We start from the raw sequence: 14,752 nt of genomic DNA on the forward strand, positions 1-14,752 counted from the left end.
TCCTTTCCAAAGTAAAAGGTTAGGTTTGAAAAAAATATTGATAAAATAGAAAAAGCATGACGATTTAATGTCATGCTTTTTCTATTTTATAATTACAGACTTTTGTGTACTAATACTAAAAATTATTTAAAATAATTGTTTGAAAAGATGGTATGAAATAGTGTTAAGTAGCAATAAAGTTATTTAATTTACAATAAAGTCCTTTAACAAATAAAAAAGTTGTTTAAAAATCCTTCTTTAACTAAACGGCAGGTTAGTTTTAATACGATGTTTGTTTTATCATTTAACCAAAGTAATAGAAGGTCGAAGAAAAGGCAGTAATAAAGAAGTGCCATTCCTAATGTGGACTGGCACTTTGTAAGGTGCAAAATTCATTGTTTGATTTCGACTGAGGAATTCGATTTATCTATTTTTCCTGTACTTTATTATGATTCCTTAGGCAGCCTTCTCTGTTTTAAATATCCATTGTTGAAGAGTTGGTTGATAATACGGTATCATCCACCCTAAAATTTTGCCGATAAAATAGGCGGCGATTAGTGTACCGATTCCTATTGATCCTAATGATTGAATGAAAACTATACAGATTGCACCAGCCACACAAATGTTGATTAAATCGCTCAAAATTTTTGCGTTACCGAATTTCAAATTAAATTTTTCACTAATTGCATAAGTTAACGCATCATACGGCATTAATGGCAGTTTCGCTGTTGTATAGCCCATTAAACCGACTGCTATAACAAATAGGCTAACAATCAAATAGACACTTCGGGCAAAGATAGTTTCAGGTGTGGGGAAAAGTTGTACAAGGAAGAGCGTTGCATCCATGAAGAACCCAAATAAAAACGAAATAATGAATTGACTCACAAATTCATTGAACTCCATTCGTTTACTTAATATTACTTGAATAATAATGTATAAAACATTTGCAAGCGCCATTGTCACACCAACCGATAAACCAACCGTTAGCGTACTTGCATATGCTAATGATGACACAGGCGATACACCAAACCCTGCTTGAATCGACATGCTAATGCCGATCGACATAAAAAATAACCCGAGCACGTATAAGACGAGGCGCTTCAAGGTTCTGTTCCGATGATTCATAGTATCTCTCACTTTCTAGTTAATATTATCAATATAAAGACTATAGCTATAGAATTAAATATAACGCCAAACTCGACATATGAAAAATATATATATGATAAACTAATCATATCAAAAAACATATGACGGAGAGATACAATGGATTTCAGGCAATTATATTACTTTAAAGAAATTGTGAAACAAGGAAGCATTTCTAAAGCAGCAGAAGTGCTCCATATCGCGCAACCACCACTTAGTCAATTATTAAAAAAGCTTGAAACTGATCTTGGCACAACTTTAATTCATCGATATCGTCAAAAATGGGAGCTTACAGAAACAGGTGAAATACTATACCAATATGCCAATCAAATGCTAATGCAAATTCAAGATGTAAAGCAGCAAATTCAAGAAATTGAACAAGGTATAGGAGGAACAGTAAGTATCGGTGTATCGTCTACATGTTCTAATATGCTCATTGACTATGTTAGTATGTTTAGAACACAATACCCTAATGTTAAAATAAATATAGTAACTGGAAATTCAGAAGAATTATTAAAAAGACTAGAACAAAGAGAAATTGATGTTGCCTTACTTTTAAGATTGGGCGATAGTGAACAATATGAGATGAAAATATTAAAAAAACAACCAACCGCTGTGATTATACCAACAAGCTGGGCAACATCGTTTTCATCACAGCATGTGACGATTGAACAGATAGCCCAGTTCCCATTCATTATGCTAGGAGCAATGGAAGGACTCTCTTTCAATGAAGATCTCTTCAAAGTGTTTGATGAACATCAAGTCAAGCCAAATATCATTATCGAGTGTAAAGATATAAGGATGGTTATAGCACTTGTTAGTAGAGGGCTAGGATTATCCGTTATTCCAAGAATGGATTACACATCAACATTTTTAGAACATACAACGCTTTTTGAATTGAAACAATTTGATTTTCACCTAGAGCCTGTAATAGTAAAATTAAAAGACCAAAGAATTTCAAAAGTAGCATCTCAATTTTGGGAAATGGTTGATTAGGAGATGTGAACAAAGCAAAAATAGTCTTTAATCAAGTAATATAGACATCGTCCGAAGAATTGAGTTGGAATAAAAAAGTTCTTTACTTGAGGAAGTTTCAAACTGACTGTAGCTATATAAATAAAAGATAAAAAAGTTCTTTACTAATTTGAAAAACGCAGTAATTACACTACTTATTAGTAAAGAACTTTTTTATACAAAGACAAGTGGTTTCAACAAATAAAAAAGCTCCTGCCCGAGTGAAAGGTGCTATAACAGATTAAGTTTGAAAAAATAATGATAGAAAAGAAAAAGCATGACAATTGTATGTTATGCTTTTTTATTTTTACTTAAACAAAATATACAACAAAAATATTATATAAAATAATAAAAATTTATTGTAAAACAATAAAATATATAATAAAATCAAAATCAGAATAAATAAGTATGCTGCTTTTCATAGAAAAGGTAACAACGTTATTTTTAAAACTAGAGGAGGTATGAATATGGACATTAACAATTTAATCATTGAAAATATGGATAACCCTCATGAGTTGGAAAAAATGTATAGAAAAGACCCGAAAGCTTTTAAAAAGTCATTCTCACAAGTATGGGAACAAAATCCTGGTTCTCAGATTCTTGGTGCTTGGTATGAAAGGTTGCATTTTAAGGAGAAGGCAAATACAGAAAAAACATCTTTATTTCAAAAGGGTTTCTTATTCATGGGCCTTTTAGCTATTCTGGCCGGGATAAGCACCAGAATCATTTTCCACTTTGTCGAACAGGGTGCAATTGCTCCAATTAACTTGGCTTTTGGTGTAATTCCCTTTATTGTCACTTATTTTGTTTACAATAATACTCCGAAAAAAAGTATTATTTATTCCCTTGTAGCGTTGTTCTTAATTTCCGGGTTGTATCTTAATATGTTGCCATTAAATGATAAAGACAGTATTATCCTTGTTTATTTACATCTTCCTATATTGTTATGGGTCTTAGTAGGGCTTGCATTTACGGGAAATGAATATTCAAAGGGTAGTACAAGATTAGCCTATATTAAGTTTAATTTGGAATATTGTCTTCTCTACGCCAGCATGGCAGTGAGCGGAATGGTATTAGCTGTATTGACTATGCGGTTATTTATCTTTGTTGACTTGGATATAGGAGAATTCTATTTTAGTAATGTTGTTTTATTTGGTGCTGCTGCTCTCGCTATTGTGGCTGCATACTTGGTATCGACGAATCTTAAACTTGCTAAAAATATTACACCATACATATCTAAAATTTTTAGTCCTCTCGTCCTGATCACATTGTTGATCTATCTTATAACGGTTATATGGGTCGGGAAAAACCCGTTCTTGGACCGCAATTTCCTAATGGCGTTCAACGGAATACTCCTTGGTGTATTGGCTGTCACCATATTTTCCATTGTTGAGAGTGACTCAGACGAGAAAAAGAACATTTCAGATTATATCAATTTTGCCTTAATTGTTCTTGCGCTTATTATTGATACTGTAGCTCTGTCAGCCATCGTATTCAGACTTTCTTCTTACGGGATTACACCTAATAGACTTGCTGTTTTAGGGGTAAACATACTGATTTGGGCAAATCTAATTTGGATTATGTTTTCCTATATGCGTTTTCTACAAAACAAATCAGGACCGACAACTATCCAAGATGCCGTTACGAAGTATTTGCCAATCTACGGACTTTGGGCTGCTTTCGTTATATTTACTTTTCCTATAATTTTTAATTAGAAAGGTTTTGTTAACGTAACGACAAGTTAATCTTCTATAATCAATAAAATCCTTAAAGTCGCTATTATACATGGGTGTATAATAGCGACTTATTTTCATTACGTCTGTAGTATCAGTTATTTCATTTTCTATAATTTCTCGACAAAAAAACGTCCTGAATTAGGACGTTTTTTATTATGTATATTGCTGCTTCTTCTTAATAAGTAATAATACTTGTGACACACAAGCTAGTACTGGTAGTTCTATTAATGGCCCAATAACTAATGCAAGTGCAATAAGAGGCTCATCTGGAAAAGCAGTCACAGCAATAGCAAGTGCAACAGGTGAGTTTCTCGCTAACGTTGTTAAGCTTAGGCTGACAGTGTCTTCATAGGATAAATGCATCATACGTCCTACAAACTGTCCTAGTATAAAGTTAATCATGAAGAACAGTAATACTGGTATAAGTAACAATAAAACAACATTCATATTTTGTAATAAGTACTTACCTTGTGAGGCAAACATCGCTACTATTGCTAAACTTAAAAATACAATTTGAGCAGAGCTGAAAAACGGAATGAGTTTATTCTCAAGTGTTTCAGCTTTTTTCACTTTATGCATAATGAATTTTGTAGCGTGCGCAAGTAAAAATGGTAAGACGATTACGATAACAATACTTTCTACTAAAACAGAAACCGCTACAGTCTTCATTACACCAGCAAATAAAAATAAATAAATTGGAAGCAGTAATACTTGTAAAATTAAATTTACGGGTAAAATTGCTGTAGAAAGTGCTACATTTCCTTTCGCTATTTCAGTAAATATTAAGTACCAATCTGTACATGGAGTAACCATCAACATTATAAATCCAACCCAAAGTGCTGGGTGATCTGAAAGAAATAATGCTCCTAATCCCCAAGCAAGGAAAGGTGTCCATATAAAGTTAATACCTAGGCTTGTTCCAGCGAATTTTAAGTTGCGGAATCCATTTTTTATTTCTTTCAACGGGATGCTGAGGAATAATCCATATAGCATGAAAAATAAGAAGGGGACAATAAATTTGTCTGAATACATATGTATGACGTTAAATTGTCCAAGTATGATGCCGCATATAACAGCAAAAAGAATAATAAAAGTTTGAATCTTTTCTATAGTGCTCATGAATAAATCCTTTCTAAATATGAATTTTCCTCTCTAAGTTTATTATACAAGTAATAAAGTCGTATTTGGTGTTCAATTGTATTTTAGTTAATGTTTTTAATTCGAGATTTATTTTTTTATTAAAAGTTACTTGACTAAAGTAAGTGACTATATTACAATCACTTACATAAGGTAATTAAATAACAAAAAGTTTTAGTCAGCTTTATTTAAGGTATCAACTGGAACTTTTTATTAGAATAAGAATTTTTATGATGATGAATAATGAATATGATAAGAAAGTTTAGGTGAAGAGAATGGGACTATTTAGCTCATTATTTGGTAAAAAAGAAGAAAATACAAAAGTAGAGGGGAATAAAAAAATGTCAAAAGTATTATTCGTAAAAGCAAACGATCGTCCAGTGGAGCAAGCAATTAGTTCAAAAATGTATGAAACATTTGTAAGTACTTATAAAGAAGCTAATCCAAATACAGAAATTACAGAGTTAGATTTATTTGCATTAGATCTTCCTTATTACGGAAATATCGCTATTTCAGGTGGATACAAACGTAGTCAAGGTATGGAGTTAACAGCTGAAGAAGAGAAGGCTGTTGCTACAGTAGATCAATATTTAAATCAGTTTTTAGAAGCCGATAAAGTTGTATTCGCGTTCCCACTATGGAACTTTACAGTACCAGCACCGTTAATCACATATATTTCATACTTATCTCAAGCTGGAAAAACGTTTAAATATACAGCAAATGGTCCAGAAGGTTTAGCTGGTGGTAAGAAAGTAGTTGTATTAGGTGCTCGTGGTTCAGATTACTCTTCAGAACAAATGGCTCCTATGGAAATGGCAGTTAATTACGTAACAACTGTACTTGGATTCTGGGGAATTACAAATCCAGAGACAGTTGTAATTGAAGGACACAATCAATATCCAGATCGATCACAACAAATTGTTGAAGAAGGTTTAGAGAACGTCAAGAAAGTAGCGGCGAAATTTTAATTAATAGTAAATGTAAAAACCAACATGGATGACCATGTTGGTTTTTTAGTCTATTTCTATGTTAAAAAATGTATATTTATAAAATAAATGAAAAGTTTGAAAATAGTATTGCAAAATATTATATATCAAACTATAATGAGTTCAAGAATAGTTGATACTTAAATTAAATATTCAGAAAATTCAATTAGTTAAAATTGGAAAATGAGATAAGGAAATTTGAATGGGGGTTATATTATGGCGAATAAAGTACCGTTTTCGTTCATAGTAGTTATTGGATTAATGTTATTTGCACTATTTTTTGGAGCAGGAAATTTAATTTTCCCGGCAATGCTTGGTCAATCGGCAGGAGAAAATGTATGGATTGCTAACGCTGGATTTTTAGTAACTGGTGTTGGATTACCATTACTAGGTGTACTAGCATTTGGTTTTTCAGGTAAAGATGATTTACAGTCATTAGCAAGTCGTGCTCACCCAGTGTTCGGGATTGTGTTTACAACAGTTTTATACTTAGCGATCGGTCCGTTATTTGCAATACCGAGAACAGGAAATGTATCTTATGAAATTGGTCTTAAGCCGTTTATGCCAGAGGGATTAGGTTCTACACCTTTAATTCTTTTCACAATTGTATTCTTTAGCATCACTTGTTTTTTTTCGCTAAATCCCGCGAAAATTGTCGATATTGTTGGAAAAATCTTAACGCCAATTAAATTAACATTCATCGGTATTTTAGTAATCGTTGCTTTTATTCACCCGATTGGAGAAATGCAAGCACCAGTTGAAGCTTATACATCACACGCATTCTTTAAAGGATTCCAAGAAGGATACTTAACGATGGACACGCTTGCATCATTCGTATTCGGAATCATCATCATTAATGCAATTAAAGAAAAAGGTGCGAAAACGAAAACGCAAATTATGGTCGTTTGTGCAAAAGCGACAATCATTGCAGCATCTATTTTAGCAATTATCTATACAGCTCTTTCTTATATGGGTGCTTCAAGTGTTGCAAAGCTTGGACATTTAGAGAACGGCGGAGAAGTATTAGCGAAAGTTTCTAACTACTATTTTGGATCATATGGTGGAGTATTATTAGGATTAATGATTACAGTAGCTTGTTTAACAACTAGTGTAGGACTTGTATCAGCATGTTCTTCATTCTTCCATAAGTTATTCCCAAATGTTTCTTACAAAGCAATTGCAGTCACGCTATGTGTATTTAGTGCAATTGTTGCAAACGTAGGATTAACACAATTAATCGCAGTTTCTGTTCCAGTATTAACAGCAATTTATCCACTAGCAATCGTATTGATTTTCTTAACATTCTTCCATTCATTATTCAAAGGAAGAGCTGAAGTTTATCAAGTGAGCTTAACTGTAACATTTATTATCAGCTTATTCGATGGATTAAGTGCAGCTGGAGTTAACATTGAAGTAGTAAGCCAAGTGTTCACTAAATTCCTTCCGATGCAGGAAGTAGGATTAGGCTGGATCTTCCCAGCGATTATCGGTGGATTTATCGGGTACGGTATTAGTGTTCTAAAAGTGAAAAATCAAGTTCAACCAGCAGCTAGAGCGAATAAGAAAATAGGTTAAATATAAAAAGTTATAGACTTGTTTCTATAACTTTTTTTGTTACTATTAATAAGGATAGAAAAAATAAAGTAGTAGGGGAAATAGAATGAAAAAAACAATTGATCATATCGGCATCGCAGTTCGAGATATAGATAGTACGATACGTTTTTATGAAAAGGTATTGTTAGGAACTTTAATAGATCGTTACGTAAGTGAGGCACCAGGCGTTGAAAGTGAAGTGGCTATTCTTGAAGTAGATGGCGATAGAATTGAATTACTTGCGCCTACGAATAATACGACATCTCCAATAGCCCGATTTATTAAACAAAAAGGTAAAGGCGTTCATCACGTTGCGTATCGTGTAGATGATTTAGATGTAGCTTTAGAAGAGTTAAAAGAACAAGGTATTCGAACGTTAGAACATACACTTCGAATGAATAAACATGGTAGGCGATTAATTTACCTTAACCCAGCAGATACTGAAGGGACAATTATTGAGTATTGTGATTATCCGGAAGAGAAATAAAAGAAGTATATTTTTGAGAAAGGTGTTACGTACTAACGTAGCACCTTTAAATATATGTATTTGTGTGGAGTGACAAAAAAGTTATACATTTTATAAGAAAGTCATATCTTATACTAAGATGAAAATTAGCTGATTATTCTCTTTTTCCATAGCAACATGTTAAAGGGGAATAGTAGTTTGTAACCAACTATATATTTTTAGGCAATTAATATAAATAGTTAATTTCATGTATTGGAGAGTGGTTATCTGTGGAGATTTCAAATAGTGCTGAAAATTATAACGTATTATTTGTTAAATCTGGTGCTTCTGTATATTTTCCGGTGCTAGAGGAATCTATATTTAATAGTTTGACAAAAGCAATTGGTAATGTAACGATGGTAACATACGAAAATTTGGTGAAAACAGCTTTAAAGATACAACCGTCTCTCATTATTGTATTCCATGGTTTTGAAGAAGGGATAACTAAGGGGATACAAGAATTAAAGCAATATAAATTTAAGACTGCACTCTGGCTTACAGATGATCCTTACTTTACAGATGTGACGAAAAACTTAGTGCTTGATTATGATTATGTTTTTACACAAGATACAGGATGTATTGATTTTTATAAAGATTTAGGCTGTGATAATGTATATTACTTGCCTTTAGCGGCCGAACCTCCTTTATATACGCCGATACTTACGGAAGAGGAATACGCATTTGATATTAGTTTCATAGGGACTGCTTTTGATAATCGGCTCGCGTTTATTGATTCAATTGCAGAGTACTTAGTGACTAAAAACACTCTAATTATAGGATGTAATTGGGATAGACTAAAAAGTTATGAGTTATTGAAGGATAAAATTTTACTTTTACCATTTTTGGTTTATAAAAATAGTATGGGATATTACAAAAAAAGTAAAATTAACATTAATATACATCGTTCGATAGAGGATTTAACATTTAATATAAATAAAGTAAAAATAAATGCTTGTTCCATTAATAATCGTACATTCGAAATAGCTAGTACAGGTGCTTTTCAAATGACGGATATTCGTTCAGACTTGGAAAAGTGCTATATTCCAGGGGCACAAATTGAGACATTTACTTCATCGGTTGATTTTATAGAGAAAGCAGAAAGATATTTAGTGAATCCGGCACAAAGAAAGAAAATTGCGATGGAAGGACTTAAGAGAACGCTAATCGAACATACATATGATAAAAGGGTAAAACAGTTGTTAAAAATAATTGAAAGTAACCCTAAAAAAGAAAATGAAATTTAAAAATAGGGAAAGGATATGTTGAAACACAACATATTTAAAGAACAAGGTATTCGAGCGTTAGAGCATATACTTCGAATGAATAAACATAGCAGAAGGTTAATATATCTTAACCCGGCAGATACAGAAGGAACAATCATTGAGTACTGTGATTATCCAGAAGAGAAATAAAAGAAGGATATTTTTTTAAAAGGTGTTACGTACTAACGTATCACCTTTTTATTTATCCCGCTATTTGTGGGCAGTAAGACTCCCACCTCAAAAGCTGGCGAATGTGAGGGAGTTAGGTGGGGGAAGGGCAAAAAAACCACTGATTAAAGTTTTACTTTATGTATTTCACATTTTCTTCACAAATGATTCACGATAACTTTTCTTTTTTAGAAACTTACAAAAATATATTTTGTGCTATAATAATAATCGACTTTAAAAATATAAGTAATGTCTGTGAGGATAGTTACTATTATATTAGAAGTATAGAGGTGAGGAATTAATAGAGAGTGATACTATATAGATCCTTATACTTAATCAGGTTAATAGTTTAGCGGAGAATAAAATTCAAGAAGTAAAGTAATGAAAGTGTAGTGACGAAAAAGAAAGAAGTGAAATGAGTGTGAAAGTAATAAGAAGGTTAGGGGCATGGCTATTAATTGCATGCGTTTTTATCATATTAATACCAAAAAGTGCATCTGCTCATGCGTATGTTGTAAAATCAAACCCTACGGAAAATGAAACATTAAAGAAAGCACCACCTGTTGTGAAAATTGAATTTGATGAGGATATACAAGTTTCACATTTTAATACATTGTTTGTAAGAGATTCCTCAGGTAAAAGAGTAGATTTAAAAGATGCTCATATAGATAAAAGTAATAAAAAATTATTAGAAGCTGGCTTAAAAGAGAATCTCAAAAATGGTCTCTATTCTATTCAGTGGAAAGCTATTTCAGCTGATGGACATCCAATTCAAGGAGTTATTCCGTTCCGTATTGGGTCAGCAGAAGCGGGAACAGATGATATAAAAGTAGAAGAGATGGGCTATGTTCCGAAAATCGATATGATTGTGGAACGCGGAATTTTATATACAAGTTTTTCTCTATTTATCGGTGTTCTATTATTTAATCTTATCCTTTATAAAGGAAGTGAAAGTCAAGTTCAGTCGAGGAGTAAGAAAATAATATGGATATCATTATTTGGTATATTCATTAGTTTACTTTTCAATTTACCATTGCAAGCGAAAATAAATGCTGATGTTTCATGGCTAGAAGCATTCGATCCTTTATTATTAAAAGAAACATTACAGCTATCTGTTTTTGGTTATGTATGGATCACTCAAATGGCTCTTATTAGTATGCTTATAATTGTTACATATTTTGCGATGAAGCGTGAAAAGCTTTCGTCTTTTAAAGTATGGAGCATTCCAATACTATTATTTATTGGGTTACTTGTTATGAAAGCCTTCAATAGTCATGCATATGGATTAAAGTTTAAAGAAATTGCTGTCGTTATGGACTTTCTACATTTATTTGCAGCTTCATTATGGGTTGGTGGTCTATCATCGATTATTCTTCTTTTACGTAAAGAGGATGGTAAGTGGGCTATGTATTGGGATGCGATTAAGCGTTTTTCACCATGGGCAACAGGTACTGTCATAGTGATTTTATTAACAGGTCTTTTTAACAGTACATTTTTTATTCCAACGATCCATTCACTATTTGATACGAAGTATGGATTAGCCTTATTAGCAAAGATACTTTTATTCGTTTGTATGGGTATATTGGGAATTATTCATTATGTGAAAGGGAGAATGCGAGCGCAGCAAAGGTTAGGAGCTACGGTGAAAGTAGAGTTTATCATTGGAGTTATCGTTTTCATAATCGTGGCCTTTATGACAAACGTACAAACACCACCGATGCCTCCTACTGGACCTTTTACAGAGAGTAAACAATTAGATAATGGATATGAACTTACGCTAAATGTAAGTCCTAATAAAGTAGGACAGAATACATTTCATATTACTTTGAAGGATGAAAATGGACAACCTGTTACTGATATGGAGCAAATTATACTAACGACTCAATCGTTAGATATGAATATGGGCAAAGGTTCATTTAAAGTTTCGGCAGTTTCACCGGGAGAATATGAAGCGGAAGGTATGTATATTAACATGACAGGAAACTGGAATATACAAGTTCACGGATTAACAAAATCTCTTGATAGCTTTGATACGGATTATAAATTTATAGTAGGCGGCAGGTAAAGTGAAACTTTAATCAGTGGGGGACGCATCCCACACTGATTATTAGCCCGCCCCAATTGGGCTTTTACGGGCAGTTGATCCCCAGCCTAACTTCTTTGCTTTCGCTGAATTTTGAGGTAGGGGGTCATACTGCGCGGCGAATAGCGGGGTAAAGAGGCGTTATAGATGAAAGGGAGTAAATAGAAAATGAAACGTATAAAAAAATTAGGAACAACAATGATCGCAACAATAATTGCAATGGGAATTTTTTCGTTACCTGTTAGTGCTCATGTGACTGTAAAACCAGCAACTTCTGACGTTAGCTCTTGGGAAACTTATACAATAAAGGTACCTGTTGAAAAGAATATGGCAACAACAAAAGTTACACTGAAAATACCATCTGGAGTCGAGTTTCAACAGTATGAGCCAGTGCCAGGATGGAAAGTGGAAGAACAAAAAGATGCAGCTGGAAAAGTTAAAACTGTAATATGGGAAGCAACAGGAGATGGGATTTTACCTGGTCAGTTCCAGCGATTTACTTTCGTAGCTAAAAATCCAGATAAAGAACAAAAAATAGCTTGGGATGCATATCAGCAATATAAGGACGGAGAAATTGTTGAATGGACAGGTGATGAGAAAGCTGAGAAACCACATTCTCTTACTACGATTGCAAAAGGTACATCATTAACAGGAGAACATGGTGAAGTATCTAATGTGAAAGAGAATGCAGGTATCATTAATATGCAAACAATAGCAATTATCTTATCCATTTTGGCAATTGTATCGTCAGTGGGTACTTGTATTTTTGTAGTACGTCGTAAAAAATAGGCAACATTGAAAGGTCTCATTGAAAGTAATGAGACCTTTGTTAATTAATATTAGAGATTAAGCAGCCTCGAGGAGGGATGCGTGTTTGAAGTGTTAAAATTAAATAATTTTTTGTATCTTCTGCTCTTTACTTTTTAGAGATGGTCATAAGCGAACCAGCATTGTTTCAGGGTGGCGTGACAAGAAATTGGAGGAGAAATATTGGGAAATAAAAAATTGACATTCGTATTATTCATTTACCATACAAAAAGCCCCACAAGCATAGCGCTTAATAAGGAAACAGCCATTCCGCTAACAAGAAGCTTCCAAACATTCTTACCGATGATTGAAGATTTTTCTCCGCCAAATAATGAATTGTAAGTTCCATAAATCATACCTACTGTACTAAAGTTAGCAAAAGAGGCTAGAAATGTTGTTGCAACTGCAATCGTATGCGGTTGTAAAGACTTTAAGTTTGATTTTAAATCCATCATTGCAACAAATTCGTTCGTTGTTATTTTTATCCCCATTAATTCAGCTACATACATAGCATCACTGCCTGATACACCAAGTAAAAATGCAAAAGGACTAAAGATAATAGAGAAGATTTTTTGAATTGTTAAACCTGTTACAAAAAAACTTAAAATCCCATTTAAACATGCTGTTAATGCTACATATCCAATTACCATAGCTAAAATAACAATAACCATATTCATCCCAACTAACATACTATTTGAAATGGTAGAAAAGAAATCTTTTTTTTCATTTTTTGAAGGTGAATAAATAATATCTTCTTCTTTAGTGACTTCTATAGGATTTAAAACATTGGCTAAAATTAATGCGTTAATACAGTTTAAAGGAATGGCGCTGAAAATATATGTTGCTGGAACCATTGATAGATAAGCACCAAGAATGGAACCGCTGACGCTACTCATACTCATAATTCCAAAAGTCAACAAACGATTTTCTTTTAAAACAGATAATTGATCACGAACAACTGCAAGTGCTTCCGTGTTTCCTAAAAACATCATTTGAATGGAAAAGAAGCTTTCTAACTTTGGTAAACGAGAAATCTTTGAAATGATTGCACCTACTTTATCGATAATCCAAGTTAAGATTCCAAAATAAGAAAGAATATCAAAAAAAGTGATAACAAAAATGATAGGAAGTAATGCGCTAAAGAAGAAATCAATTGTTTGATTTTCCATAGCTGAAGGAAATGCAAATCGAATACCTTCATTCGCACATGAAAGTAGCCAACTGAAAAATGACGCAATTTTATTAATTATGATACTACCCAATTTGGTACCTAACATAAACCATGTAATAAAAAGCTCCAATATTATTAGAATACTGATTGGTCTCCATTTTATTTTTCTTTTATTAGGCGAACATAGGAAAACGAATAATATTACAATGAAAATCCCTAAAATATTTAATATGAAATTCATGTCAACAACTCCTTGAGCTTTATTATTTGTATATAAAAAAGCTCTTATTCTTCATACTTTGGCTAATGAACAGAAGTATGAAGAATAGGAGAGGAACAAAAAATTGATGGTTTATAAACATCCCAATACAACGAGAGAAATCATATCATTATTTGAATTTTTGTATTCTACGGGCTGCCGTATTGGAGAAGACGTAAAACTGAATCGTGATGATATTAACTTCTCAACGAATCATTTTGCATGGGAAAGGTGATAAAGAAAGGGAAGTATACTTTAATACTCGTTGCACTATTTGGTTAAAAAGGTATCTAGATGAAAGAGATGATGAGGAGCCTTGTTTGTTTATTACGGGAAGAAGGCTGAAAAGAAACTTGTAGAAAATGCCTTCTTAGACCATACAGGTTGGGAAACCTCGCATCTACTCAAGACCATGAGAGATGCGACAGACTTTTATTTTGACGAGATATGCCAGATTCACATGCCGACATGGTCAAAGGGGCGGGTTACATTGGTAGGTGATGCAGCGTATGGACCATCACCTTTATCGGGTCAAGGCTCTAGCCTGGCGCTTGTCGGGGCTTTTGTATTAGCTGGTGAACTCAAAGCTGCAGATGGCGACTTCGCCCGTGCATTTATTGCCTATGAACAAAAAATGAGAAAGTTTGTTGAGAAAAATCAAAAAATAGGATTAATGGCTGCAGGGAGTATGGTTGAAAAATCGAAATTCAAAATCTTTCTTCGCAACTTAATGTTGCGTATACCAACTATTATGGTTGTACGATTTAAGATGGTTTCGAAAATGATAGCGAAAGCTGCTAACGGGATAGAGCTGAAAGATTATTGATATGGATAGTTATAACAAAAAGAGAGATTTCCCTTTTTGTTGGTACTTAAAGTGATGGTGCACAAAATAGACATAAGAAAGAG

11 protein-coding genes and 3 pseudogenes are annotated in these 14,752 nt (G+C 33.2%); 11 read left to right on the plus strand and 3 right to left on the minus strand.

All coding sequences use genetic code 11. The features are described 5' to 3' along the window. Positions 1–435 precede the first annotated feature (435 nt). Positions 436–1,104, minus strand: coding sequence for a YczE/YyaS/YitT family protein (locus tag LUS72_RS09210; RefSeq protein ID WP_097833486.1), 669 nt, complete (start codon positions 1,102–1,104; stop codon positions 436–438). Between the two features lie 138 nt (positions 1,105–1,242). Between LUS72_RS09210 and LUS72_RS09215 the strand changes: the two genes are divergently transcribed. Both LUS72_RS09215 and LUS72_RS09220 read left to right on the plus strand, forming a co-directional pair. Next, positions 1,243–2,118, plus strand: coding sequence for a LysR family transcriptional regulator (locus LUS72_RS09215; RefSeq protein WP_097833485.1), 876 nt, complete (start codon positions 1,243–1,245; stop codon positions 2,116–2,118). A 485-nt stretch (positions 2,119–2,603) separates the two neighbouring features. Further along, positions 2,604–3,851 (plus strand): DUF4153 domain-containing protein, encoded by a 1,248-nt coding sequence (locus LUS72_RS09220; protein WP_264448834.1) that lies wholly within the window; start codon positions 2,604–2,606, stop codon positions 3,849–3,851. 174 nt (positions 3,852–4,025) lie between these two features. On the opposite strand, the gene LUS72_RS09225 is transcribed toward LUS72_RS09220, so the two are convergent. Then, complete coding sequence (locus LUS72_RS09225; protein WP_264448835.1) at positions 4,026–4,991, minus strand: arsenic resistance protein; 966 nt, start codon at positions 4,989–4,991, stop codon at positions 4,026–4,028. A gap of 293 nt (positions 4,992–5,284) precedes the next feature. On the opposite strand from LUS72_RS09225, the gene LUS72_RS09230 reads away from it, so the two are divergent. The 7 genes and pseudogenes from LUS72_RS09230 to LUS72_RS09260 all read left to right on the plus strand — a co-directional run bounded on the left by LUS72_RS09230 (position 5,285) and on the right by LUS72_RS09260 (position 12,395). Continuing rightward, positions 5,285–5,977, plus strand: coding sequence for an FMN-dependent NADH-azoreductase (locus LUS72_RS09230; protein WP_097832503.1), 693 nt, complete (start codon positions 5,285–5,287; stop codon positions 5,975–5,977). 234 nt (positions 5,978–6,211) lie between these two features. Continuing rightward, complete coding sequence (gene brnQ / locus LUS72_RS09235; RefSeq protein ID WP_097832502.1) at positions 6,212–7,570, plus strand: branched-chain amino acid transport system II carrier protein; 1,359 nt, start codon at positions 6,212–6,214, stop codon at positions 7,568–7,570. 85 nt (positions 7,571–7,655) lie between these two features. Next, complete coding sequence (locus LUS72_RS09240; RefSeq protein WP_000750834.1) at positions 7,656–8,075, plus strand: VOC family protein; 420 nt, start codon at positions 7,656–7,658, stop codon at positions 8,073–8,075. A gap of 248 nt (positions 8,076–8,323) precedes the next feature. Further along, positions 8,324–9,337: a CgeB family protein gene (locus LUS72_RS09245; protein ID WP_097832501.1), complete on the plus strand. Its 1,014-nt coding sequence runs from the start codon at positions 8,324–8,326 to the stop codon at positions 9,335–9,337. 36 nt (positions 9,338–9,373) lie between these two features. Continuing rightward, positions 9,374–9,505 (plus strand): annotated as a pseudogene (locus LUS72_RS09250) (glyoxalase); the annotation flags it as partial. Between the two features lie 433 nt (positions 9,506–9,938). Further along, positions 9,939–11,588, plus strand: coding sequence for a copper resistance CopC/CopD family protein (locus LUS72_RS09255; protein ID WP_141533450.1), 1,650 nt, complete (start codon positions 9,939–9,941; stop codon positions 11,586–11,588). A gap of 186 nt (positions 11,589–11,774) precedes the next feature. Continuing rightward, complete coding sequence (locus LUS72_RS09260; RefSeq protein WP_097832500.1) at positions 11,775–12,395, plus strand: YcnI family copper-binding membrane protein; 621 nt, start codon at positions 11,775–11,777, stop codon at positions 12,393–12,395. A gap of 236 nt (positions 12,396–12,631) precedes the next feature. Here LUS72_RS09260 and LUS72_RS09265 read toward each other — a convergent pair whose 3' ends face one another. After that, entirely contained in the window at positions 12,632–13,825 is a 1,194-nt protein-coding gene (locus LUS72_RS09265) for a nucleoside transporter C-terminal domain-containing protein (protein WP_097832499.1), read from the minus strand. Positions 13,826–13,970: 145 nt separating this feature from the next. Here LUS72_RS09265 and LUS72_RS09270 point away from each other — a divergent pair. Then, positions 13,971–14,199 (plus strand): annotated as a pseudogene (locus LUS72_RS09270) (tyrosine-type recombinase/integrase); the annotation flags it as partial. After that, positions 14,187–14,669: pseudogene (locus LUS72_RS09275) on the plus strand (FAD-dependent monooxygenase); the annotation flags it as partial. The pseudogenes LUS72_RS09270 and LUS72_RS09275, both read left to right, overlap by 13 nt. Positions 14,670–14,752: the final 83 nt, after the last annotated feature.

The organism is Bacillus cereus (assembly GCF_025917685.1).
Classification (GTDB): Bacteria; Bacillota; Bacilli; order Bacillales; family Bacillaceae_G; genus Bacillus_A; species Bacillus_A cereus_AT.

Excerpts from the sequence above, each read along its gene's own strand:
- LUS72_RS09215 (WP_097833485.1), top strand. The coding sequence starts at position 1,243 with ATGGATTTCAGGCAATTATATTACTTTAAAGAAATTGTGAAACAAGGA.
- LUS72_RS09255 (WP_141533450.1), top strand. The coding sequence starts at position 9,939 with ATGAGTGTGAAAGTAATAAGAAGGTTAGGGGCATGGCTATTAATTGCA.
- brnQ (WP_097832502.1), top strand. The coding sequence starts at position 6,212 with ATGGCGAATAAAGTACCGTTTTCGTTCATAGTAGTTATTGGATTAATG.
- LUS72_RS09225 (WP_264448835.1), bottom strand. The coding sequence starts at position 4,991 with ATGAGCACTATAGAAAAGATTCAAACTTTTATTATTCTTTTTGCTGTT.
- LUS72_RS09230 (WP_097832503.1), top strand. The coding sequence starts at position 5,285 with ATGGGACTATTTAGCTCATTATTTGGTAAAAAAGAAGAAAATACAAAA.
- LUS72_RS09260 (WP_097832500.1), top strand. The coding sequence starts at position 11,775 with ATGAAACGTATAAAAAAATTAGGAACAACAATGATCGCAACAATAATT.
- LUS72_RS09240 (WP_000750834.1), top strand. The coding sequence starts at position 7,656 with ATGAAAAAAACAATTGATCATATCGGCATCGCAGTTCGAGATATAGAT.
- LUS72_RS09210 (WP_097833486.1), bottom strand. The coding sequence starts at position 1,104 with ATGAATCATCGGAACAGAACCTTGAAGCGCCTCGTCTTATACGTGCTC.
- LUS72_RS09265 (WP_097832499.1), bottom strand. The coding sequence starts at position 13,825 with ATGAATTTCATATTAAATATTTTAGGGATTTTCATTGTAATATTATTC.
- LUS72_RS09220 (WP_264448834.1), top strand. The coding sequence starts at position 2,604 with ATGGACATTAACAATTTAATCATTGAAAATATGGATAACCCTCATGAG.